Source organism: Streptomyces sp. NPDC055962 (assembly GCF_042270185.1).
Lineage (GTDB): Bacteria > Actinomycetota > Actinomycetes > Streptomycetales > Streptomycetaceae > Streptomyces.
On the sequence record NZ_JBHJYN010000011.1, the window covers coordinates 128,451 to 149,072 of the forward strand.

The following is a 20,622-nucleotide window of genomic DNA, read 5'->3' on the forward strand; positions in this document are numbered from 1 at the left end:
AGGCGCCATCGCGGTGATGCGCCCACGGCATGACTCCCGCGGGCCGGACCGACTCATGCCCCCGGCGGGTTCCGGTGACCCGCGATTGGCATTGGACGCCGCTCCGACGTGCGGTGTCCCCTGTACTGCGGCTTGCAGATCCCCAAGTGACCCCGTCCGTGCGAGCCGTACCGGAACCGCTCCCGCCTCCTCACAGGCGGCAGGCACGGCATCACCAGTTCGCCACCCACGGAGCCGGGTGCACAGGCTGTGCGGGCAGTCGGTCGGTGCCCCGGGACTGTCCACGCGCAGGAGGCCAGACACGCATGCAGGTTCTACTCGTGAACGCTCGCCGGTCGTCGTACTCCGGGGAGTCGATCTCCGCACCGCAACTGGGGCTGCTCTCCCTGGCCGCGACCCTCCGGGAGGGCACCTTCCACGACACCAAGGGCACCGACGTCCGGTTCATCGACGACCAGTTGTTCGTCCTGCAGAGGCCGTTGGCCACGCCCAACGAGTTCCTCCGCGGCCATCACCCGGACATCGTCGGCATCCAGGTCCTCACCTCCAGCCTGAAGAACGGCATCAAGCTCGGTGCCGAGACCCGTCGCCACCATCCGAACGCGCTCGTCGTCTACGGCGGTGTCGGCGCCACCCCGCTGGCCCGCAAGCTCGTCGAGGACGGCTCCGCGGACGTGGTGGTCAAGGGCGAGGGCGAGGTCACCTTCTCCCACCTGGTCCACGAGTACGGCAACAACGGCCGCAAGAACCTGCGCAAGGTCCGCGGCATCGTCTTCCGCGACGACGACGGCACCGTGGTCGAGACGCCGGCCGCGCCGCAGGTGATGCGTCTCGACAAGCTGCCCAAGCCCGCCCGGGACCTGGCGGACATGCAGCTGTACAACCAGATCTCCCGGGGCCGGTCCGGCAACCTCGTCACCAGCCGCGGCTGTTCGTACGCCTGCGCCTACTGCTACTCCAAGCACCAGTGGGGGGTCGGCCAGCGCCGGCACAGCGCGGAGCGGGTGATCGAGGAGATCCGCGACCTGGTCGAGGTCCACGGCTTCGACCGGATCCGCATCGAGGACGACGACTTCGTCGAGGACGTCCCGCGCATGCAGGAGCTGTGCCGGAGCATCGAGAAGTCGGGTCTGCAGGGCAAGTTCGAGTGGGAGGCCAAGGCCCGTCCGGACCTCATCGACGACGACATGGCGCGCATGCTGCGCGACTCGGGCTGCTTCCGGCTCCTGGTCGGTGTCGAGACCCTCGACTGGTCGCTGCTCAAGCGGCTCGGCCGTCCGGTCAAGGTCGACGTGACCGAGCGGGCGCTGAGCTCGCTGAGCAAGGCGGGGATCGGCGTGCAGGCCACCCTGATCCTCGGAATCCCGGGCGAGACGGACGAGGCGATGCGCTCGACCATCACCTGGCTGCAGGCGCGGCTCGGTGACAACCGGCACGACATCGTCTCGCCCTGCTTCTTCGTGCCCTTCCACCACGAGGTGGAGAAGGACATGGCCAAGCGGGTCGACTTCACCCTGGAGACCGACGACAGCGACTGCTTCACCGGCCACATCCCCGTGACCTCCAGCGAGGCCGCCTCCATCGACGAGCTGTGGAAGCTGTACGACGACATGACGCCGACGCGCCGCGACGGCAAGTACAAGCGCATCGCGTACCTGGCCGACCTGAGCACCGTCCAGACCCGCCTCGGTCTGCTCGACGGTGGCGCAGAGCCGACGAAGGAGCCGGCGGCGCTGGTGCCGGAGGTCCAGTGAGTGCGCCGACGGCCGCTCCGGGCACGGAGGTCCTGGACGTCCCGGCCTACGACGGCGCGCGGGCGGTCATGTCGCACCGCCCGGACGTCGTCCACGACGGTGAGGGCAGGCCGCTGGCCCGGGTCGGCTCCGCCGGACGTCTCACGCAGTTCCGGATGGCCGAGGAGGCGGGCCGCGCGGCCCGCCGTATGCGGTCCATCGACGACGCGGACTGGTTCGGGCTGCTGCGCCGCGCCGCCGGCCGTGTCACCGCCCGGCTGGACTCCGGGGAGCTCGACGTGTGGCTGCGCGCCCTGTCGGCGGTGAGCGGCCTCCCCCGCCGGCGTGCCGCCCGCGGGTTGCGCACGGCCGCCCAGGACCTCGCCCGTATGGAGGAGATCCTGGCGGCGCAGTCCCCCGACGGCACGGTGGCGGCCTACCGGACCGGCGGCAGCGGCCTGGGGTGGAGCTGGCGTCCTGCGGGCCGGTCGGTGCTGGTGCGTCAGCCGGGCAACTTCCCGACCATCAACATCGAGTGGCTCCAGGCCCTGGCCACGCGCCGTCCGGTGCTGCTGAGCACCGCGGCCGCCGACCCCTTCACACCGGTCCTGCTCACCGAGGAGCTGTACGCGGCCGGGCTGCCCGAGCACGGTGTGTCCGTGGTGCACGGGGACGCGCCCGCGCTGCGCCGGCTGGCCGACCAGGTGCTGTGGCCGGGCGAGGAGGTCCCTGCCGACCTGCCTCCCGGGAAGGTGAAGACGTACCACTTCGGCCGCAGTCGGGCGGTGATCGGTGACCGGCTGCCGGACGACGCCTGGCAGCGGCTGGCCCGGGAGGCGTTCGCGGGCTGCGGCAGGCTCTGCGTCAACATGAGCTCCCTCGTCGTGCTGGGCGATCCGAAGGCGGCGGCCGAGGCTTTGGCCCACGAGTTCGCGGCGCGCCCTGTGCTGCCGCTGGACGACCCGAGGGCGGCGGTGCCCGCGTTCCCGGACCGGGCGGCGCGGGACTCCCTCGCGCTGCGGATCGAGAGGGAGATCGCCGCCGGCGCGGTGGACGTGACCGCGTCCGCGACCGGTGTGCCGCTGCGGGTGGAGCTCGACGGTCAGGCGTTCCTGAGGCCCACGGTGCTGCTGGTGGATCCCGGGTCGCCGCTGTTCGGCACGGAACTTCCCTTTCCCTTCACGGCGGTGGCGCACGTGCCCCGGTCGAAGGCGGTGGCCGCGTGCGCAGGGTCCTTGATCGTGTCCGTGGTCGGCGAGGCCGACGGGCTGGTGCGGGCACTCGCCGAGGAACCGCATGTCGACAAGGTCTTCGCCGGCGACCTGTTCGACCGCGGCTACCACCCGTGCGACCCGCACGAAGGCCATCTCGCCGACTTCCTGTTCAAGAAGAAGGCCGTACTCCCGGGCGCCCTGGCGTGACCGGCCCGGACGGCAACGAAGGAGAGGGACCCGTCATGCGATGTCCGAGCGAGTCGAGGCTCCGTCCGATCACCGACGAGGACGTACGCCGCCTCGTCCGCCTGCACTTCGATCCGCAGCACGGCACGCCGTACTGGCTGGAGCGGGACAGGCGGCAGGGCACCGACGCGCTCGGGAAGGTGCAGGGACTCTCGGACGCCGTCGCCCTGATCGGACTGCGTGACGGGTCGGACCAGATGCACTTCGAGGAGGCCGCCCGCCGGACCCCGCTGGAGAACTTCGTGCCGCGCTCGGTGCTCGCCGAGGGCGGCCCGCTGTGGGCGGCGCAGACCGGCGGCACCACGGGACCGGCCAAGCACGGCACCTGGGGCAGCCGCTACTGGGACGACATCCTCGCCTTCTCGGACGAGTTCCTGGACCTGCACGGCGTCCCGCGCGGGAAGAACTGGCTGTTCGTCGGGCCGATGGGCCCGCACACGACCGGCCGGCTGGTGGTCGCCTTCGCGGAGCGCCGCGGCGGGATGTGCTTCTCCATCGACCTCGACCCGCGGATCGTGAAGATCTTCGGCGAGGAAGGCATGACCGCCGCCTACGACCGCTACGTCGACCACATCTGGGCCCAGATCGCGGAAGTCGCCCGGTCCCAGGACATCGGCGTCCTGTTCTGCACCTCCCGGCTGCTGGAGATGCTGCCGGAACGGCTCGGCACAGAGGCGCTGGCCGGGGTGGAGGCCATCGTGCACGCCGGGACCACCCTGGAGCCCGAGACGCACCGGCAGCTGCGGGATGACTTCTTCCCCGGCGTCCCGGTGGTCGGCATGTACGGCACGTCGACCACCGGCATCAGCTGGCAGAAGCCCTTCGAGGCGGAGGACGAGCACCGTGTGGTGTACGTGCCGTGCCAGCCGCACGTCGCCCTGGACGTCGTCGACGAGCAGGGGGACGACGTGCCCTTCGGGGAGGAGGGCCGGGTACGGGTCTGGCGGCTGACGGACGACGCCCTGCTCCCCGGCTTCTGGGAGCGGGACCGGGCCCGGAGGGTCCGCCCCTACGGAGTCGCGGCCGAGCGCTATCCGTGGCCGTGGGTGGGAGATCCGTACAGCCCCGAGTTCACCGAGGGACGCCGCGTCGAGGGGGTCTACTGACATGGCCGGATTCATACTGTCCAGCGGTCCGGACGGCGCCACCGAGGTCGCGCTCCTCGGCGAGGGCCGGGCCATGGACGTCCTGGTGCGGCGCGACGGCACGGACGTCCTCGTGGTGCAGGGCGACCGGCTGACCGGGGAGGACCCGCCTCAGCACGCGTCGCTCGCCGACCTGGCCGCCTGGACCGAGCGTGCGCACAGCCGCTACTGCGCCGTGCTGGTCCGCGAGGGCCGGGCGACCCTGTGGAGCGACGTCGGCGCGACCTGCCCGCTGCACTGGGCGCGGGACGGCAGGGCGCTCCTCGTCGGTACGTCGGCCGGTGCCCTGCTCCCGCGTCTGGGCCGCTCCGCGGTGCTGGGCGATGCCGGGAAGTCGCTGCTGCCCGGTGGCCGGTTCGCCGGGGTCACGCCGGTTCCCGCCAACAGCGCGGTGACCCTGGTGGTGGACGCGTACGGCGAGGACCCCGTGTCGGTGCACCGGCTCGCCCCTCTCCCGGACCGGCCCTCGGTGACGGACGCGGACCAGGCGGTGCGCACCGTACGGACGGTGCTCGGCGCGTCCGTCGCGCGGCTGGCCGCGGGCGCGGACGAGATCGCCGTCTCGCTCAGCGGTGGTGTGGACTCCTCCACGGTCGCGGCGCTTGCGGTGCTGGAGGCCGGCTCGTCGGGGGTGCGCACGTACACCGTGGGCACGCCGTTCGGCGACGAGTTCGCCCAGGCCGCCTGGCTGGCGGACCGGCTGGGCACCAAGCACGAGGAGGTGAACTTCGGTCCGGACCAGCTCGCCGGGATGCTGCCCGGCATGATCCGCGCGCTGGAGACCTGGGACCTGCTCACCCTGCAGATCGCCGCGCCCGCCTGCTTCCTCCAGGGCCACATCGCCACCGACCGCCGCCAGGTACTGCTGTCGGGATACGGCGCGGACCTGCTCTTCGCGGGGCTCGGCGGCACCGGAGGCGAGGACGCCGTCGAGGGCGCCGTCGTCGCACAGACCCGGGCGACCGGGCGGAGCAACGAGTTCCACCCCGCGTTCGCGGACGCACGCCACACCGCCGTGCGCCACCCGTACTGGTCGCGCGAGGTGATGGCTGCCGCCCTGGACATCCGCGGACGGCTCAAGGTCCGGGAAGGGGAGGCGAAGTGGGTGCTGCGCAGCGCCGCCGCCGACGTCCTGCCAGCCGAGGTGGCGTGGCGCCCCAAGCGCGGCATCCACGAGGGCACCGCGATGAGCCACATGTTCGCCGCCGCGCTGGGAACCGACGACCCCGCCGTCCAGACCGGGCGGCTGTACGAGATCGCCACCGAGGTCTTCGGGAGCGGCGGGCCCGGGACCGGGCCCGCCGTGGCGGACCAGGACCGACGTCTGGGAGGCATGACATGAGGGTTCTGCTGGTGTGGCCCCGCAACGAACGGGCCCTGCTCAGCGACCGGCTGAGCTGTTGTGAACCGCTGCCGCTCGAATACCTCGGCGGTGCGCTGCGCGGCCATCACGACGTGACGATCCACGACCTGCGGCTGGACGGGCCGCTGGCGGACTACGCGGCGGTGCACGAACCTCCGGACCTGGTGGGCGTGGCCATCCCCTACACCACCAGCGTCCGGGTGTCCCGCGAGGTCAGCCATGAGGTCCGCCGCCTGTGGCCCGACGTGCCGATCGTGCTCGGCGGACACCACCCGACGGTCTCGGCCGAGTGGCTCGACGGTTTCGCCGCCGACTGGGTGATCGCGGGCGAGGGCGGCGCGCCGCTGAACCGGCTGGCCGCCGACCTGGAGGCGGGGCGCACCCCGCAGACGGGGGTGGGACTCGCGCCGTACGACTCCCGCACGGGGCTGGAGCGGGACCGGCGGCCGCGTCCCGCGGCGCTCAACGACCTGCCGATGCCCGACCGTTCGCTGCTCTCGCACCACCGGCAGGACTACTTCCACTCGATCTACCGGCCGGTGTCCCTGATCCGGTTCACCGCGGGCTGTCCGTACACCTGCAAGTTCTGTTCGCTGTGGCGGATGACGGACCGGCGCTACCTGGTCAAGGACATCGACCGGGTCCTGGCCGAGATCGCCGACATCGAGGGCGACAACCTCTACGTCGTGGACGACGAGGCGTTCATCCAGCCCGCGCGCATGCTCGAGCTCGCCGACGCCATCGACAAGGCGGGCTTCCGCAAGCGGCTCCACATGTACGTCCGCACCGACACCGCGTTGCGCCGGCCCGACGTCATCGCCCGCTGGGCGGAGATCGGCCTGGACTCGGTGCTGGTCGGGGCCGAGTCGATGACCGACGACGAACTGTCCGGCTACCGCAAGGGCACCGACGCCGACCAGACCCGGCGGGCCCTCGACCTGTTCCACACCAACCAGGTGAAGGTACGGGCCAATTTCATCGTCCAGCCCAACTGGGTCGGCGAGGACTTCGCACGGCTGGGCAGGACCATCGAGGAGCTACAGGTGGACATGCCGAGCTTCTCCGTGCTGACGCCCCTGCCCGGGACGGACCTGTACGACGAGACCCGGGACCAGCACATCAGCGACGATCCCGAACTCTTCGACTGCTACCACTCGCTCTTCCCGACGAAGCTGCCGCTGGAGGACTTCTACCACCGGCTGGCCGACCTGCTGGCGGGAGCGAGCGCCCGCCCCGCCCCGGGCGTCGCCGCGGGACAGGACCCGTCCGTCTTCTACTACTCCGACGACAGCGCCTTCGACGAGATGCTCAACGGCATCCGCCTGGCCGCCGGACAGGGCCGGGCCCTGGAGCCGGAGCGTGTTCCCAGCACCGGATGACACCGCCCTCATCCCCCGCCCGACCCCCCGCACGCCGGTGCCGTACCGCAGCAGAGCAGACCCGACCACGAGGAGCCGTGACCCGAGCATGTCCGCCGAATCCTCCCGCCGCCGCAAGGTGTACTTCATCGGCCTCAACGCGGTGCCCTTCCTCCCTCTGGTCGCCGGCCTGCTGCGCACGTACGCGGAACAGGACGAACGCATCGCCGCGTCCTACGACTTCCAGGAGCCGCTGTTCCTCGTCGCCCCCGTCCAGGAGATGGCGGACGGCATCACCGAACCGGACGTCCTCGCCCTGTCCTGCTACGTGTGGAACTTCCGCCGGCAGATGAAGGTGGCGAAGATCCTCAAGGAGCGCTACCCGGACATGCTCGTCGTGGCCGGCGGGCCGCACGTCCCCGACCGGGTGGGCGACTTCTTCACCCGGCACCCCTACGTCGACGTCCTGGCCCACGGTGAAGGGGAGGTGGCCTTCCGGGAGCTGCTGTCCGCACGGCTCCGGGACCGCCCCGACTACACCGGCGTGCCCGGCGTGACGGTGAACCGGACCGGCACCCCGGTCGCGGGCCCGACCGCCAAGCGGCTCCCCCGGCGGATCGAGACCCCGAGTCCCTACCTGAACGGGGTGATGGACGGGGCCGTGCAGACCTGCCGGGAACGCGGGCTGCGCTTCTACGCGTTGTGGGAGACCAACCGCGGCTGCCCGTACTCCTGCGCCTTCTGCGACTGGGGATCGGCGACGATGAGCGCCCTGCGCATGTTCGAGGAGGACCGCCTCCAGCACGAGATCGAGTGGTTCGCGCGCAACGACGTGGAGGACCTGTTCATCTGCGACGCCAACTTCGGCATCATGCCGCGCGACCTGGAGATCGCGCACGCGCTGGCGGAGGCCCGTACGGAGGCCGGGTCGCCGAAGCAGATCCGGGTCAACTTCGCCAAGAACTCCAACGACCGGGTCTTCGACATCAGCAAGGCCTGGCACGACGCGGACCTGCTGATGGGCACCACCCTGTCCATGCAGAGCACCGACATGGACGTCCTGGAGGCGATCGACCGCAAGAACATCGGCCTCGACAACTACCGCAAGCTGCAGCAGCGGTACGCCGTCGAGAACATCCACACCTACACCGAGCTGATCCTGGGACTGCCGCTGGAGACCGCGCGCACCTTCCGCGAGGGAATCGGCTCGCTGCTGGAGGCCGGCAACCACGAGGACCTCCGGGTCTACGAATTCGGCATCCTGCCCAATGCGCCGATCAACACCCCGGAGAAGATCTCCGGTTACGGTCTGCGCACGGTCCCCAAACGCCTCTACGTCGAGAAGCCGGGCACACCCGACGACGAGGCCGAGACCATGGACATGGTCATGGAGACCAGCGCCATGCCCCGCGACGAATGGGTCGAGTCCTTCGCCTTCGTGCAGGCGGTGCAGTTCCTGCACAACGGCTGCTACACCCGCTACCTGTCGGTCTACCTCCGCCAGGAGCACGGGATCGGCTACACCGCCTTCTACGAAGGGCTGCAGAACCACTTCACCGGGGAGCCCGACAGCTTCATCGGCTCCCTCTACCTGCGGATGCGCAGCCTGTACCAGGACTACATCGACATCCCGACGCTGCCGTTGGCCAACCTGGTCGCCAGCCAGCCCGACCTGGCCACCCATCTCGCCCCGTACGGCAGGCGGCGGGGCTGGACGATCGACAACTGGGGCTGGCTGCGGGTGGCCACGGAGTTCGAGCGTTTCCACGCCGAACTCGGTGACTACCTCCGCACCCTGGGGCTCGACCCCGACCAGGACGCCCGGCTGCGCGACGTACTGCGCTTCCAGCGTGACGTCATGCTGCGCCCGGACTACGACCCGCAGCACGGCAAGACCGCCGAGTACGAGCACGACTGGCCCGGCTACTTCGGCGGGGACCCGCTGCGCCCGCAGCGGGTGCGGGTGGACTACACCGATCAGCGGTTCGGCGCGAACGGCCGCTTCAGCCCGGCACCGGGCGACCTGAAGGCGTTCGCCCTCGCGGCGATCGGCCCGAGTTACCCGGTCTCCCGGATCGGCCACTACCGGCACCGTGTCGAGTCCGCCGAGGTGACGCCCCTGGCGGAACCCGCGTTCAGCGAGCAGCTGTGACCGTGCGCCCCGAGGCTCCGGCAGCACCGCCCCACCGTGCGGCGCTGGCCGTGCTCGCGGGGGCCTGCGGCCTGTTCGCCCTGCTCCAGCTGGGTGTGGCGACCTTGCTGCCGCAGATCCAGGAAGGGTTCGCTGTGTCGGGCTCGCAGGCCGCGTGGGTGGTCTCCGGGCACCTGCTCGTCGGCTGTGTCGCCACCCCGGTCGTGAGTCGTCTGGGCGACCTGTACGGCAGGCGCGCGGTGATGCTCTGCGTCCTGGCCGTGGTCGCGGTGGCATCCGTGGCGTCCGCGCTCACCGGCTCGTTCACGGTGCTGCTCGTCGCGCGCCTGGTGCAGGGGGTGGCCGGCGGCCTCTTCCCGCTGTGCGTGGGCCTGCTGCGGGAAGGGTTCCCCCAGAGGTCTCTGTCCGGCCCTTCCGGACTGCTCTCCGCCTCGTTCGGAACCGGCGGCGGGGTCGGCATCGTGCTGGCGGGCCTGTTCGGCGGCGGCCTGCCGGCGGTGCGCTGGCTGTTCGCGGCGGCCGCGCTGCTCGCCGTGGTGCTGCTGGTGGCGGGCGCCTCGGTGCTGCCCGAGACGCCGCGCCGGCCCGCCACCCGCATCGACGTCCCCGGGCTGCTGCTCCTCGGTGCCGTCAGCACCTGCCTGTTGCTGGCACTGACGCGGTACGGCCAGGAGGGCCTCGGCTCGGTCGCCGGCGCGGTGCTGCTGGTGGCCGCGGGGGCGGGCTGCGCCCTCCTCCTCCGGGTGGAGCGCAGGTCTCCGGCGCCGGTGCTGGACATGCGCCTCATGTCCCGCCGGCCTCTTGTCTGCCTGAACCTGGTCAGTCTGCTGACCGGACTGGTGATGTTCCAGATCGGCGTGCTCGCCCCCGCCCTGGTGGCCGCTCCCCGCGACACGGGGTACGGCCTGGGCGCAGGCGGTGCCGTCCTGACCCTGGTCATGCTGCCCATGCAGGTGGGGGCCCTGTCCGGTGGGCTGCTGTCCGGCTGGCTGCGGGAGTCGGGGAGGCTGACCGCTCGCGCGGTGATGGGTGCGAGCACGGCCCTCTTCGCCGCCGGTGCCGTGGTGTTCGCCGTACTGCCCTCCGGTGCCGGGGGCCTGGCTCTCGGCACGGCCCTCAACGGCCTGGCGACCGGCCTGCTGGGCGGGGCCATGGCGGAACTGCTGGTACAGGCGTCTCCGAGCGGCGCGACGGCGGTGACCGTCGGCGTGAACGGCGTGCTGCGCAACCTCGGTGGAGCGTTCGGGGTGCAGGTCAGCTCGATGGTGCTGGCGGTCGCGGGCGGTGCCTCCTCCCGCCCTCCGGCCGCCGCGTACCACGCGCTGTTCGCCGGTTCGGCGGTCCTGGCCCTCGTCGCGGTGGGTGCGGCCGTTCTCTTCCCCCGTGGGCCGGCGCCCCGGCAGGATGTTCAGGTGCTGCCGGGCCACACCGCAGGCACGATTCGGCCAACCACCTGAAGGCCGGGTTCCGCGGGGTGCCGGCGATCTACCGTGGGCAGGTTCCCCGTGGAATCGATGGGCATGCCCCCGTCACGGCGCGCGGGCCCCGGCGGTGGCAGTGAGGAGAGCCGGATGTTCGACCTTCGCCGTTCGGACGTGGTGCTGCTGCAGGCAGTGGCGGACCACGGCAGCCTGCACGCGGTCGAGCGGGACGGCTGGATGACCCAGTCCTCCGCCAGCCGCCGCCTCGTCAAACTCGAACGCCGGCTGCGCACCCCGCTGGTGAGCCGGGGTGCCACCGGTACCGAGCCCACCGAGGCCGGGCACGCCCTCCTGCACGTCGGCCGGCGGCTGCTGGCCTCGATCGACTTCGCGATAGCCACCACCCACCACGGTGCCGACGCGGCGAGCCGGCTGCCCGTGGTGGAGTTCGCCGTGGGGACGGAGTGGGCGTACGGCCTGGACGAACATCTGGCAGGGCGGTTCCCCGACGTGGTGTTCGACATCGTGCCGGACGACAGTCACCGGATCTGGCAGCGATTCGAACGGTATGCCGCCGACGCGGCGCTCGGCTGGGAGACGGCGCGCAGGCCGATGGCGCGGCGGGGCGGCGTCCTGATCCGGACCGTCGTGGAGGAGCCCCAGCAGATCGCCCTGCCGTCCGGGCATCCCCTCGCCGAACGGGGGATCCTTGACCTGCGCGACCTCACCCGTACGGACTGGGTGGCCGTGGTCGGCGGTGACTCCGGTGACGACCAGGGGTGGGCCCTCTCCCGGCTCACGCCTGTCCCGTCGGTCAGCTTCACCGTGCGCTCCCAAGGAGCGGCCCTCGACCTGGTGCGCCGGGGGTACGGCATCGCGCTGGTGTCCCCCTCCTCGCTCGGCGGGAGCACCGGGCCGGGCGTGGTGCTGCGCCCGCTGCGGCAGAAGCTCGTCAGAAGGCTGCGGCTCGCCGTCGATCCGCTGGCGATCCCGGAACCGCTCGCCGGGGACCTGTGCGCCTCGCTGCGCCGGCGGTACATGCTGCGGACCACGCCGCCGGACGCCGTCCCGGCGGGCATCCCCCGGGACCGGGATCAGGACCCTGGGAACCGTGCCGCTCCGGCCACCGGCGGATGCGTGGTACCCCCTCCGGTCCTGCTGTCCGAGTTGCACTGGTCCGCGCAGGACCGCTGCGGCGGCTTCGAGCCCGAGCACCTGCACCTGCTCCGGGTGATAGGCCGGACGGGCAGTCTCAACCGGGCGGCCTCGGCCCTGCTGGTCACCCAGCCCGCGCTGACCCGGCGTATCCACCGGCTCGAAGCGAGCTGCGGCCTGCCGCTGGTGCACAGCACGGCCCGCGGCACCTCGCTGTCGGCCACCGCGCACCGGCTGCTGGCGTGCACGGGCCCGGCCGAGCACCGGCTCGACACCCTGGTGAACCACCTGCGCGAAAGCGGTCCCGCCGCCGGCCGGCGCGCCGCGGAGGCCGGCACAGGAGCGGCTCCTGCTCCGGTCAGTGCCCGGACGTCGCCGCGCTGAGATGCTCCAGGACGGCACGGCGGCCGGCCGGGGGCAGCAGGGGCGTCAGGGCGAGGGCCGTCTCCCGTGCCGTGCGGTGGTGCACACCGGCCAATCCGCATGCCCGGGCGGCACGGACGTTGCTTCCGAGGTCGTCCACCAAGACGCACTCCTCGGGCCGGAGGTCCAGCAGCCGGGCGGTGTGCCGGAAGATCTCCGGTTCCGGCTTGCGCAGACCCACCTCGCACGAGATCACCACGGTGTCGAAGAGGCCGTCCCAGCCCCGCCGGTCGTAGGTGTGTCCCCAGGAGTTGGACAGCAGGGCGGTCTTCAGGCCGGCGTCGCGCAGGACGCGCAGCAGCCCGACCATGGCCGGATCGTCGGCGAACGGTGCGAACATCCGTTCCACCAGGCCCTCCGTGACGGGGTGCGAGCCATCGGACCGGCGGACCAGCGCGGCGAGCGTCTTCTCGAACTCGGCCACCGGCAGCTCGCCCCGCTCCACCAGGTGGAACTGCCGCGCCGCGGGGCCGGGTTCCGCCGACGGCCCGAGCAGCCGGCCCAGGGCGGCGCGGAACTCCCCGGCGTCCACCCCTTCCTGGGCCGCCCACAGGGCGATGCCCTCCGCGAAGGGCCGGGTGATGACACCGCCCCAGTCGACGACGATGCCCGACACCTGCGACACGGTCTCCCCCTCGCCTGCGAACGACGGGCCGGCGGCCCCCTGCTGGTACCGCAACAAGGGTGCCCGCCCCGCCCGGCGGACGCAGCCCGCTCGGCACCATCCGTCCTATGCCTTTTGAGGCGTGCGTCGATCCGTCTCCACGGATGCGTTGCCGCCGTCCTGGTGAGCGGCACATAGTCGGGGCAGCAGGCTTACGCGTACCGGAGGGTGACACGGATGCAGCTCGGTCGGCCGGTGGAGGAAATCGTCCGCGAACTCGACGAGCGTGGGTTCGCCCCACTCGACGATCTCGTCCCTGAAGCGGTGCTGGAGGTCATGCGCCGCGGCTGTGACGACCTGATCGGGCGGACCCGTCAGATGCGTCACAGCAGTCACGGATGGCAGTTGGAGGCCGAGGGCGAGGGCGGCGGCTGGGCGGCCCGCGCCACGGGCCGGGAAGGGATCCCCGGGAAGGTGCGCGTGGTGGGTTACGCCCACGAGCACTCCCCCGAGCTCGCCAAGGTCCCCGAGCTGCTCGGTCTCAACGAGAACCTGGTGGAGCCGCTGCACGGTCTGCCAGGCGACTTCTACAACACCTATCTGTGGGCCAAGCCCTCGGAGGTCGGTTCGGAGAAGCCCTGGCACCAGGACGCCCTCTTCCTCAAGGAGGAGTTCTACGAGAGCTACGAGGACGTCTTCACCATCTGGATCGCCGTGGACGACGCGCGCGAGGACAACGGGTGTCTCCGCTTCCTGCCGGGCTCGCACCGGGGCAACATCCTCCAGGAGCCGAGCGGCATCGACCGCGAGGACCTGTTCGCCTCACCACGCGAACCCTCGCTGGACATCGAACGGCTGTGGCCTGACCTGACGCCGGTCACTCTTCCCAGGCGCCCCGGTTCGGCTGTCATCTTCAGGGCTTTCACCGCGCACACCTCCTCCGCCAACACCTCCGACGACGAGCGCCGCGCCGTCAGCTTCGTCTACTCGCTGCCGCGCCGCCCCGGCCCCGCGGGAGGACGGCGGTGACGGCTGCGGCCCCGGGGGAGTCCCTCGGTACGGCCCCCGGGGACGGCCGGACGCCCGGTCTGCGTCTGCTCGACCCCGCGGTCCACACGGACACCGTCTGGGAACTCGCCCGCGCCCGGGACCTGGCGGCCCTGGGGCGGGAGGAGACCACCCGCGGGTGGATCGCGGGACGGCTCACGGCCCCCGGTGCGGACCCCGCGCGTGACGCCCGGCTGTGCCTGGGGCACGGCGGTGGCGTGGTAGGTGCCGCGTGGGTGAGCCGCACCTCGGGTGTGGCCGGCTGGGTCGTCGAACTGGTGCTGGGACCGCGGGCCACCGGGGCGGACGGGAGAGAGCTGCTCGACTTCGCCGTCACCCGCTGCCTCGAAGGGCTCGGCGGGCCGGACGGTGCGGAGCCGGCGACGCTGTCCTGTTTCACCTCGGAGGGCGAACACTCCACCCGTGCGGCGCTGCGGGACCACGGCTTCGGTTCGCCCCGGGGCTACGACCGGATGTCGGTCGCACTGGACGGCATCCTCACGCCCGTGCCGGCCGTTCCCGGTGCGGTGGTGCGCCCGCTGCGCGAGGAGGCGGACCTGCGTGACTTCCACCGTGCGAAGAACCAGGCGTACGCAGCCGAGGAGGCCGGCAAGGAGGAGGACTCGTACGAGGCGTGGTCCCAGTGGTACAGGTCCGACCCGGGAGTCGACCCCGAACAGTGCGCACTGCTCGAACTCGACGGCCGTGTCGTGGGGTTCGTGAACATCACCGACCGGATGCTGGACAGCCGCGGCGTGGCCTACGTGCGGCAGCTCGGCATCGACCCGTCGGTGCGCGGCAGAGGGCTGGGCGCGGTGCTGCTGGGATGGGCGCTGGGCGAGGCGCGGCGCCGGGGCAGGACCGGCATGGTCCTCACCGTGGACCAGGAGAACACCCGGGCACGTGCCCTGTACCGGCGGCTCGGCTGGCGGGTGGAGTCCCGCTGGGACGACGTCCGGCGCACCGTCGCCCCGCCACGCGGCGGCCATGGCTGAGGAGGCCGCCCGCCGGGTCCCGCCCCGTTCACTCCTTCCCGATGATGCGCCGCATACGTGCCTGGGCCTCGCCCGCGCCGAACGCCCGGCGGTGGGACTCCTTGGCCTCGGTCCGTACGCGTTCCAGTCCCTCCACGAAGGGCGCGTTCACCCGCGGCCTCGTCCCCTGCACGGCGGCCGGGGTGTAGCCGGCGATGGTGCGGGCCAGTTCCACGGCACGGTCAAGGACGTCCTCGGAGGGGCGCACCTCGTGGAGCAGGCCGTCCTGGAGCGCCCGGTCGGCCGGCCACTCCTCGCAGGTGAAGAGCATCCGCTGCATGACAGCGGTGCCGACGGTGTACCGCAGCATGAATCCGCCGAAGTTGCAGGCGATGCCGACCCTGAGCTCCGGCATCACCAGACGGGCGGTGTCCGTGGCCACGCGGTAGTCGCAGCAGAGGGCGATCTGCAGACCGATTCCGATGGCGTAGCCGTCGATGGCGGCCACCACCGGCTTGGAGATGCCCGCGATCGCCGTGTAGAGGTCGGTGATGTCGTCGATCCAGTGGTTCACCTCGTCCCCGCCGGTGAACGCGGAGACCTCGTTGAAGTCGCCGCCCACGCCGAAGGAACGGCCGGGACCGCCGTACAGCACGACGGAGCGGACGGATGCGTCCTCGTCGAGGTCGTGCATCAGCGCGGTCAGTTCCTGCATCCGGGCACGGCTGAACGGATTCTGCTCGTGCGCCCCGGAAAACTCCACGAGAACGACACCGTCTCCGACGTGCGAGCATCCGACGGATTTGTGATTCTTTTGAGTGGGCTGGAGCGGAACCGACATCGGCGACCTCTTTCTCGCTCTTTCGGATTATCTTAGGAACCCGATCGCCGATGCACACTAGGCGCGTCGCGCGGGCCGGGTCAATGGCTGTTCCAACCAACGGTCACAGCACTCGGACATTCCCGACGGAAACGCCTTGCGGGCCCCTCGCCAGGGAATCGCGAGAGCCGGTGGAGAGAAACGGGAGAGGATTCTGAGGAATGGTCGAAAACGATCGACAGGTGCCGCTGACCATGGTGCTGGGAACGGGACGCTGCGGGTCGACCATGCTGTCCGACCTGGTCAACGAGCACCCCGGAGTGCTCAGCCTCAGCGAGTTCTTCGCCTGCCTCGACCCGGGCGCATTCCCCGACGGCGCACTGGACGGGCCCGCCTTCTGGAAACTCCTCGGCACTCCGCGCCTCAAGCCCAATGTACTCATGACGCGTGGGGTCACGGTGCCGGAATACCGATATCCGATCGGCTCGGGCCGTTATGCGGCCGGAGAGGTTCCCGCGATCAGCCTGATGACCCTTCCGCCACTCACGGTGGACCCTGACGGACTGTACGACCGCATACGGGCCGAAGTGGTCGGCTGGCCCCCGGCTCCCGTCTCCCGTCACTATGCGCGACTCTTCTCCTGGTGGGCGGAGACGTCCGGCCGGAATGTCGTCGTCGAGCGTTCCGGGGCGTCACTGCGATTCCTTCCGGAGTTGCTCACGCATTTCCCGGAGGCACGGTTCGTCCACATGTACAGGGACGGTCCGGACGCGGCGTTGTCGATGAGCCGCCATCCGTTGTTCCGTCTGGGGGTGCTGATCGGGGACATGCGCGCGGAACTGGGGGTGGACCCGTACAGGAGCCCGGACCCCCGGCACACGGAACTGCTCCCGGAGCGGCTGCGCCCGTTCGCCCCCGGCAGCCTGGACGCCGCGGCGCTCGCCGGCACCGACATCCCGCTCGTCCGGTTCGGTGACATGTGGTCGCGGGCCACGGGAGCGCTCCGTCATCTCGCCGGGCTGCCGGCGGAGCGGTTGCTGCATCTCTCCTACGACGACGTGATGAACGATCCGGAGCCTCAACTGGCCGCGTTCGGGCGCTTCGCAGGACTCGCGGAGCCGGAGGAGTGGGCGGCGCGGGTCGCGGGGAAGGTCGACGGCAAGCGGGCGGGAGCCGCGGCCCGGCTCTCCGCCCGGCAGGCGGAGGAACTCCGTCTGGCCTGCGCCCCCGGCACCCGTCGTCTCACCGAACTCGTCGGCGGGACGACGGGATCCGCTCCCTGACGGCCTCCCTCACCCCCGCGACCGGCGTGGGGCGCTCGCTCCGGCGGACCGCCGCGGTCAGCCGGAGCTGAGGCGCTCGTCGTCGCCCAGCTGCCCGAGGGCCAGCACGGCGGCGTACTGATCCGGGTCGAGCCCCTGGCAGTGGCCCAGCGCGTGCTCGATGTCCCGTCGGCTGAGCCGGCGCTGCGCGTCCGCCCACGTGTGCAACGCGCTCCGGGCGGCACCGGAGGTGACGCCGAGCGCGGTGGCCACCTCGTTCCAGGTGGCGCCCAGTTCGATCGCCTCGCGTATCCGGCCGCCACGCTCCCTCTCGACGTGCCGGCGGACGGACTCCCGGAGCGCGATGGCCGCGAGGGCGTCGCCGCGGCCTGCTTCGTACGGTGAGCCGACGGGCTGCTCGGCGTACGTCAGACGGTGGTCGTGTTCGTCGAGCTTCTCGATGTGCCAGGCGAGCGGAGTGGTCACGGGGACATCGTCGGGGCGTCGGACCGCCAGGGACTTCCACCGCTCGTACAAGGATGTGCTCATGGTTCCCCTCGTATCGGCCGGGCCTGTCAGGGCGCCGGCGGTCACGTAGTGGAGCAGGGCGGGTCGGACCACGGCCCGGACATGCGCGGCCGTCCTGCCGGGCTTCGTTCCGGGCGCGCGACACGGATAGTCCCCCACCCGCATTATCTTCGGATCACCGTGGCCGGACAATGCCACTCGGGCCGACGGGCACGCCCTTGCCCGGGCTGTACGGACCCGCCCGGCCTGGGGGCGCGTCGCGCGTCCGCCCGGCCGGCGCCGGCGGCCGGGCACGGGCGCGTCCGTACAGCCCGGGCACGGCCCGACCCCGGCCAGCCGCACGGCCGCCGGGGCCAGGCGACCGCCCCGGGGCACGGCACCGCTCTCAGCCCGCCAGGGTGCGGCCCCGGCCCCCCGCTGTGCGGTCCGGGGCCGGGACGCTGCCGACGTGCGGGCCGGGAGCGGGCCGGGTGCCTCCGCGTGCCAGGAAGTCGGACAGCGGCAGGGTGGCGGCGCCCACCGTGACCGCGTCCGGCCCCAGGTGGCCCAGGTCGATCGTGGTGCGGGCGACCGCGTGCTCCAGGGCGTACTCCCTGGCGTAGCGGCGGATCTCGGGGAGGAGATGGGGGCCGATGAGCAGGCCCGCCCAGCCGCCGAGCAGGATGCGTTCGGGAAGGAAGAGGTTGACGAGGTCGGCGAGGGCGGCGCCCAGGCACTCGGCCGTCTCGTCCAGGATCGAGACCGCCACCGGGTCGGGGGCGGCGCCACCGGGCCCCGGGTAGGCGGCCGCCAGCAGCGCGGCGAGAGCGGTCTCGTCGTCGGCGTCCTCGGGCAGCGGGCCGCCCGCCTCCTGCCAGCGCTCCCGCATGGCCTCGGCACCGGCGTACGCCTCCAGGCACCCGATCGAGCCGCAACGGCACCGGCGGCCCCGGAGATGCACCGTGGTGTGGCCCCATTCGAGCGCCGCGTTCGAGAGGTCCTCGTCGAGGATGTCCCCCCGGTTGACGCTGGCGCCCACCCCCGAGCCGATCAGGGCGACCGCCGCGGCGGCGGCGCCCCGGCCGCCGCCGAACCACATCTCGGCCTGGCCCAGCGTCTTGGCGCCGTTGTCGATGAAGAACGGCACCTCGGGAGGCACGTCGACGACCTCGCGGAGCAGCCGTTCGAAGGGGACGGCGCTCCAGCCGATGGTCTGGCCGTGGACGACCGCACCCGGGCCTCCCGAGCTCTGCGGGGCGTCACGTTCGATGATGCCGGGCACGCCGATGCCGATGCCGAGCAGCATGCCGGGATCGGCGCCCGCGTCGCGCAGGACGTCGGCCACTCCCGTACGCACATGGCTCACGATGCGCTCGACGTCGTAGCCGTGCTGGGCCAGCAGACGGTCGGTGCGGGCCAGCTCCGCCAGCGAGAGGTCGAACAGCTCGACGCGGACCCTGGTCTCACCGATGTCGATGCCCACGAACAGCCCCCCACCCGGGGCGATCCGGAGCAGGGTACGGGGACGGCCGCCGTCGGAGTCGACGATGCCCGCCTCCTCCAGGAGACCTTCCGAGACGAGCTCCGCGACCACGTTGCTGATCGACCCCGAGCTCAGGCCGGTCGCTGGCCCCAGCTCCTGACGGCTCAGCGGGCCGTCGAAATACAACCGTTGCAATACCCGCGCCCGGTTGCCCCGTCGCAGGTCACGCACGGTCCGTCTGCTGCGCTCAGCCATGTTGCTCCCTTCGTCCCGGCAACATACCCCGGCCGCGGCACTTGACGCGCACTTTCTTCACCTCTTAAATCACATCTTAAATTAAGAGCGGGAGGGACGTTCGGATCCCGAACGCCGCCCTCCCCGGAAAGGGGCCACCTTTCATGCGTCACCTCAGAGCCGCAGCAGCGATCACCCTCGCCATATCCGTCGCCGCCGGAGTCACCGGCTGCGGAGGCGGGACCTCGTCGGAGGGCGGGAACAACGAGGCGCCGAAGACCCTCACGTACTGGGCGTCCAACCAGGGCCCGAGCATCGAGGCCGACAAGAAGATCCTGACCCCCGAGCTGAAGAAGTTCGAGAAGGAGACCGGGATCAAGGTGAAGCTGGAGGTCGTCCCCTGGGCCGACCTGCTGAACCGGATCCTCGCCGCCACCACGTCGGGTCAGGGCCCGGACGTGCTGAACATCGGCAACACCTGGTCGGCCTCGCTCCAGGCCACCGGCGCGCTGCTCCCCTGGGACGACAAGAACTTCGAGGCGATCGGCGGCCGGGACCGCTTCATCGACTCGGCGGTCGCGTCGGCGGGCAAGGAGGGCGAGCCGCCGGCCGCTGTGCCGCTCTACTCGCTGTCGTACGCCCTCTACTACAACAAGAAGATGTTCGCCGACGCGGGCATCACCACCCCGCCGGCCACCTGGGACCAGCTCGTCAAGGACGGCAAGAAGCTGTCCAAGGACGGCAAGTGGGCCCTCGGTGCGGAGGGGTCCAACCTCTCCAACAACATCCACCAGACCTTCGTCCTGGGCCAGCAGCACAGCGCGGACTTCTTCGACGAGCAGGGCAAGGCGGACTTCACCTCCGACGGCGCCGTCGCCGCCGTGAAGCAGTACATCGACTTCATGGCCAAGGACAAGATCATCGCTCCCGGCAACGCGGAGTACGCGCAGAACCAGTCGCTGACGGACTTCGCCAAGGGCCGGACGGCCATGGTGCTGTGGCAGGCAGCCGCCACCACCTTCGCCGCCCAGGGCATGAAGCCGGAGGACTGGGGCGTGGCCCCCGTCCCCGTCCCGTCGGGCGCGCCGGGCGCGGGCAAGCAGACCAACTCCATGGTGGCCGGCATCAACATGGCGGTCTTCAAGAACACCAAGAACATCGACGGCGCCAAGAAGTTCGTGAAGTTCATGACGAGCGACGCCGAACAGAAGATCCTCTGCAAGACCTACGGCTCCATCCCGCCGGTCAAGGCCGCCCAGTCGGACCCCGCCTTCGCCGCCCCCGAACTGAAGGTCCTGCGCGACACCCTCGCCACCAGCGCGGCCCCGCTCCCCCAGGTGCCGAACGAGTCGCAGTTCGAGACGGCCGTGGGCACCGCGGTCAAGGAGCTGTTCGCGGACGCCGCGGCCGGCAAGCCCGTGACCACCGAATCAGTCAAGGCGCGCCTCGACAAGGCCCAGCAGACGATGCAGCAGTGAGGC

The 20,622-nt window shown here is 71.6% G+C and carries 16 protein-coding genes; 12 read left to right on the top strand and 4 right to left on the bottom strand.

Going from position 1 to position 20,622, the window contains the following annotated elements:
• The first annotated feature begins 305 nt into the window (after positions 1-305).
• From ACFC51_RS27325 to ACFC51_RS27360, 8 genes are all read left to right on the top strand, one after another.
• Positions 306-1,754 (top strand): B12-binding domain-containing radical SAM protein, encoded by a 1,449-nt coding sequence (locus ACFC51_RS27325; protein ID WP_376371078.1) that lies wholly within the window; start codon positions 306-308, stop codon positions 1,752-1,754.
• A complete protein-coding gene (locus ACFC51_RS27330) occupies positions 1,751-3,154 on the top strand; it encodes an oxidoreductase (RefSeq protein ID WP_376371080.1) in 1,404 nt (467 codons plus the stop codon). The genes ACFC51_RS27325 and ACFC51_RS27330 overlap by 4 nt, the downstream gene beginning before the upstream one ends.
• Positions 3,155-3,189: 35 nt before the next feature.
• The gene (locus ACFC51_RS27335; protein ID WP_376371081.1) at positions 3,190-4,299 is read left to right on the top strand and encodes an AMP-binding protein; all 1,110 of its coding nucleotides are present in this window, start codon (positions 3,190-3,192) and stop codon (positions 4,297-4,299) included.
• A 1-nt stretch (position 4,300) separates the two neighbouring features.
• A complete protein-coding gene (locus tag ACFC51_RS27340; protein WP_376371082.1) occupies positions 4,301-5,680 on the top strand; it encodes an asparagine synthase C-terminal domain-containing protein in 1,380 nt (459 codons plus the stop codon).
• Positions 5,677-7,080, top strand: a complete 1,404-nt coding sequence (locus tag ACFC51_RS27345; RefSeq protein WP_376531342.1) for a B12-binding domain-containing radical SAM protein — start codon at positions 5,677-5,679, stop codon at positions 7,078-7,080. The genes ACFC51_RS27340 and ACFC51_RS27345 overlap by 4 nt, the downstream gene beginning before the upstream one ends.
• 88 nt (positions 7,081-7,168) lie before the next feature.
• The gene (locus ACFC51_RS27350; RefSeq protein ID WP_376371085.1) at positions 7,169-9,211 is read left to right on the top strand and encodes a B12-binding domain-containing radical SAM protein; all 2,043 of its coding nucleotides are present in this window, start codon (positions 7,169-7,171) and stop codon (positions 9,209-9,211) included.
• Positions 9,208-10,668, top strand: coding sequence for an MFS transporter (locus tag ACFC51_RS27355; RefSeq protein ID WP_376531344.1), 1,461 nt, complete (start codon positions 9,208-9,210; stop codon positions 10,666-10,668). Before ACFC51_RS27350 ends, ACFC51_RS27355 begins: the two co-directional genes overlap by 4 nt.
• 114 nt (positions 10,669-10,782) lie before the next feature.
• Positions 10,783-12,171, top strand: a complete 1,389-nt coding sequence (locus tag ACFC51_RS27360) for a LysR family transcriptional regulator (protein ID WP_376531347.1) — start codon at positions 10,783-10,785, stop codon at positions 12,169-12,171.
• Here the strand turns inward: ACFC51_RS27360 and ACFC51_RS27365 are convergent.
• Positions 12,146-12,835 (bottom strand): HAD family hydrolase, encoded by a 690-nt coding sequence (locus ACFC51_RS27365; protein WP_376531350.1) that lies wholly within the window; start codon positions 12,833-12,835, stop codon positions 12,146-12,148. The two genes, ACFC51_RS27360 and ACFC51_RS27365, sit on opposite strands and share 26 nt — an antisense overlap.
• 216 nt (positions 12,836-13,051) lie before the next feature.
• Here ACFC51_RS27365 and ACFC51_RS27370 point away from each other — a divergent pair, with 216 nt between their 5' ends.
• Together ACFC51_RS27370 and ACFC51_RS27375 are read left to right on the top strand one after the other, a co-directional pair.
• Positions 13,052-13,843: a phytanoyl-CoA dioxygenase family protein gene (locus ACFC51_RS27370; protein WP_376531352.1), complete on the top strand. Its 792-nt coding sequence runs from the start codon at positions 13,052-13,054 to the stop codon at positions 13,841-13,843.
• A complete protein-coding gene (locus ACFC51_RS27375; protein ID WP_376531355.1) occupies positions 13,840-14,856 on the top strand; it encodes a GNAT family N-acetyltransferase in 1,017 nt (338 codons plus the stop codon). The genes ACFC51_RS27370 and ACFC51_RS27375 overlap by 4 nt, the downstream gene beginning before the upstream one ends.
• A 28-nt stretch (positions 14,857-14,884) precedes the next feature.
• Here the strand turns inward: ACFC51_RS27375 and ACFC51_RS27380 are convergent, their stop codons facing one another.
• Complete coding sequence (locus ACFC51_RS27380; protein ID WP_376371095.1) at positions 14,885-15,676, bottom strand: enoyl-CoA hydratase/isomerase family protein; 792 nt, start codon at positions 15,674-15,676, stop codon at positions 14,885-14,887.
• A 200-nt stretch (positions 15,677-15,876) separates the two neighbouring features.
• Here ACFC51_RS27380 and ACFC51_RS27385 point away from each other — a divergent pair, with 200 nt between their 5' ends.
• On the top strand, positions 15,877-16,938 hold the full coding sequence (locus tag ACFC51_RS27385; protein WP_376531358.1) for a hypothetical protein: 1,062 nt from the start codon (positions 15,877-15,879) through the stop codon (positions 16,936-16,938).
• 57 nt (positions 16,939-16,995) lie between these two features.
• Here ACFC51_RS27385 and ACFC51_RS27390 read toward each other — a convergent pair whose 3' ends face one another.
• Together ACFC51_RS27390 and ACFC51_RS27395 are read right to left on the bottom strand one after the other, a co-directional pair.
• Positions 16,996-17,466, bottom strand: coding sequence for a hypothetical protein (locus ACFC51_RS27390; protein WP_376371099.1), 471 nt, complete (start codon positions 17,464-17,466; stop codon positions 16,996-16,998).
• A gap of 364 nt (positions 17,467-17,830) precedes the next feature.
• A complete protein-coding gene (locus ACFC51_RS27395) occupies positions 17,831-19,162 on the bottom strand; it encodes an ROK family protein (RefSeq protein ID WP_376371101.1) in 1,332 nt (443 codons plus the stop codon).
• Between the two features lie 143 nt (positions 19,163-19,305).
• Here ACFC51_RS27395 and ACFC51_RS27400 point away from each other — a divergent pair, with 143 nt between their 5' ends.
• A complete protein-coding gene (locus ACFC51_RS27400; protein ID WP_376371102.1) occupies positions 19,306-20,619 on the top strand; it encodes an extracellular solute-binding protein in 1,314 nt (437 codons plus the stop codon).
• Positions 20,620-20,622: the final 3 nt, after the last annotated feature.

Coding starts and splice junctions, on each gene's coding strand:
- ACFC51_RS27390 (WP_376371099.1), bottom strand. CDS start 17,466: ATGAGCACATCCTTGTACGAGCGGTGGAAGTCCCTGGCGGTCCGACGC.
- ACFC51_RS27325 (WP_376371078.1), top strand. CDS start 306: ATGCAGGTTCTACTCGTGAACGCTCGCCGGTCGTCGTACTCCGGGGAG.
- ACFC51_RS27380 (WP_376371095.1), bottom strand. CDS start 15,676: ATGTCGGTTCCGCTCCAGCCCACTCAAAAGAATCACAAATCCGTCGGA.
- ACFC51_RS27385 (WP_376531358.1), top strand. CDS start 15,877: ATGGTCGAAAACGATCGACAGGTGCCGCTGACCATGGTGCTGGGAACG.
- ACFC51_RS27335 (WP_376371081.1), top strand. CDS start 3,190: ATGCGATGTCCGAGCGAGTCGAGGCTCCGTCCGATCACCGACGAGGAC.
- ACFC51_RS27360 (WP_376531347.1), top strand. CDS start 10,783: ATGTTCGACCTTCGCCGTTCGGACGTGGTGCTGCTGCAGGCAGTGGCG.
- ACFC51_RS27400 (WP_376371102.1), top strand. CDS start 19,306: ATGCGTCACCTCAGAGCCGCAGCAGCGATCACCCTCGCCATATCCGTC.
- ACFC51_RS27340 (WP_376371082.1), top strand. CDS start 4,301: ATGGCCGGATTCATACTGTCCAGCGGTCCGGACGGCGCCACCGAGGTC.
- ACFC51_RS27345 (WP_376531342.1), top strand. CDS start 5,677: ATGAGGGTTCTGCTGGTGTGGCCCCGCAACGAACGGGCCCTGCTCAGC.
- ACFC51_RS27395 (WP_376371101.1), bottom strand. CDS start 19,162: ATGGCTGAGCGCAGCAGACGGACCGTGCGTGACCTGCGACGGGGCAAC.
- ACFC51_RS27350 (WP_376371085.1), top strand. CDS start 7,169: ATGTCCGCCGAATCCTCCCGCCGCCGCAAGGTGTACTTCATCGGCCTC.
- ACFC51_RS27370 (WP_376531352.1), top strand. CDS start 13,052: ATGCAGCTCGGTCGGCCGGTGGAGGAAATCGTCCGCGAACTCGACGAG.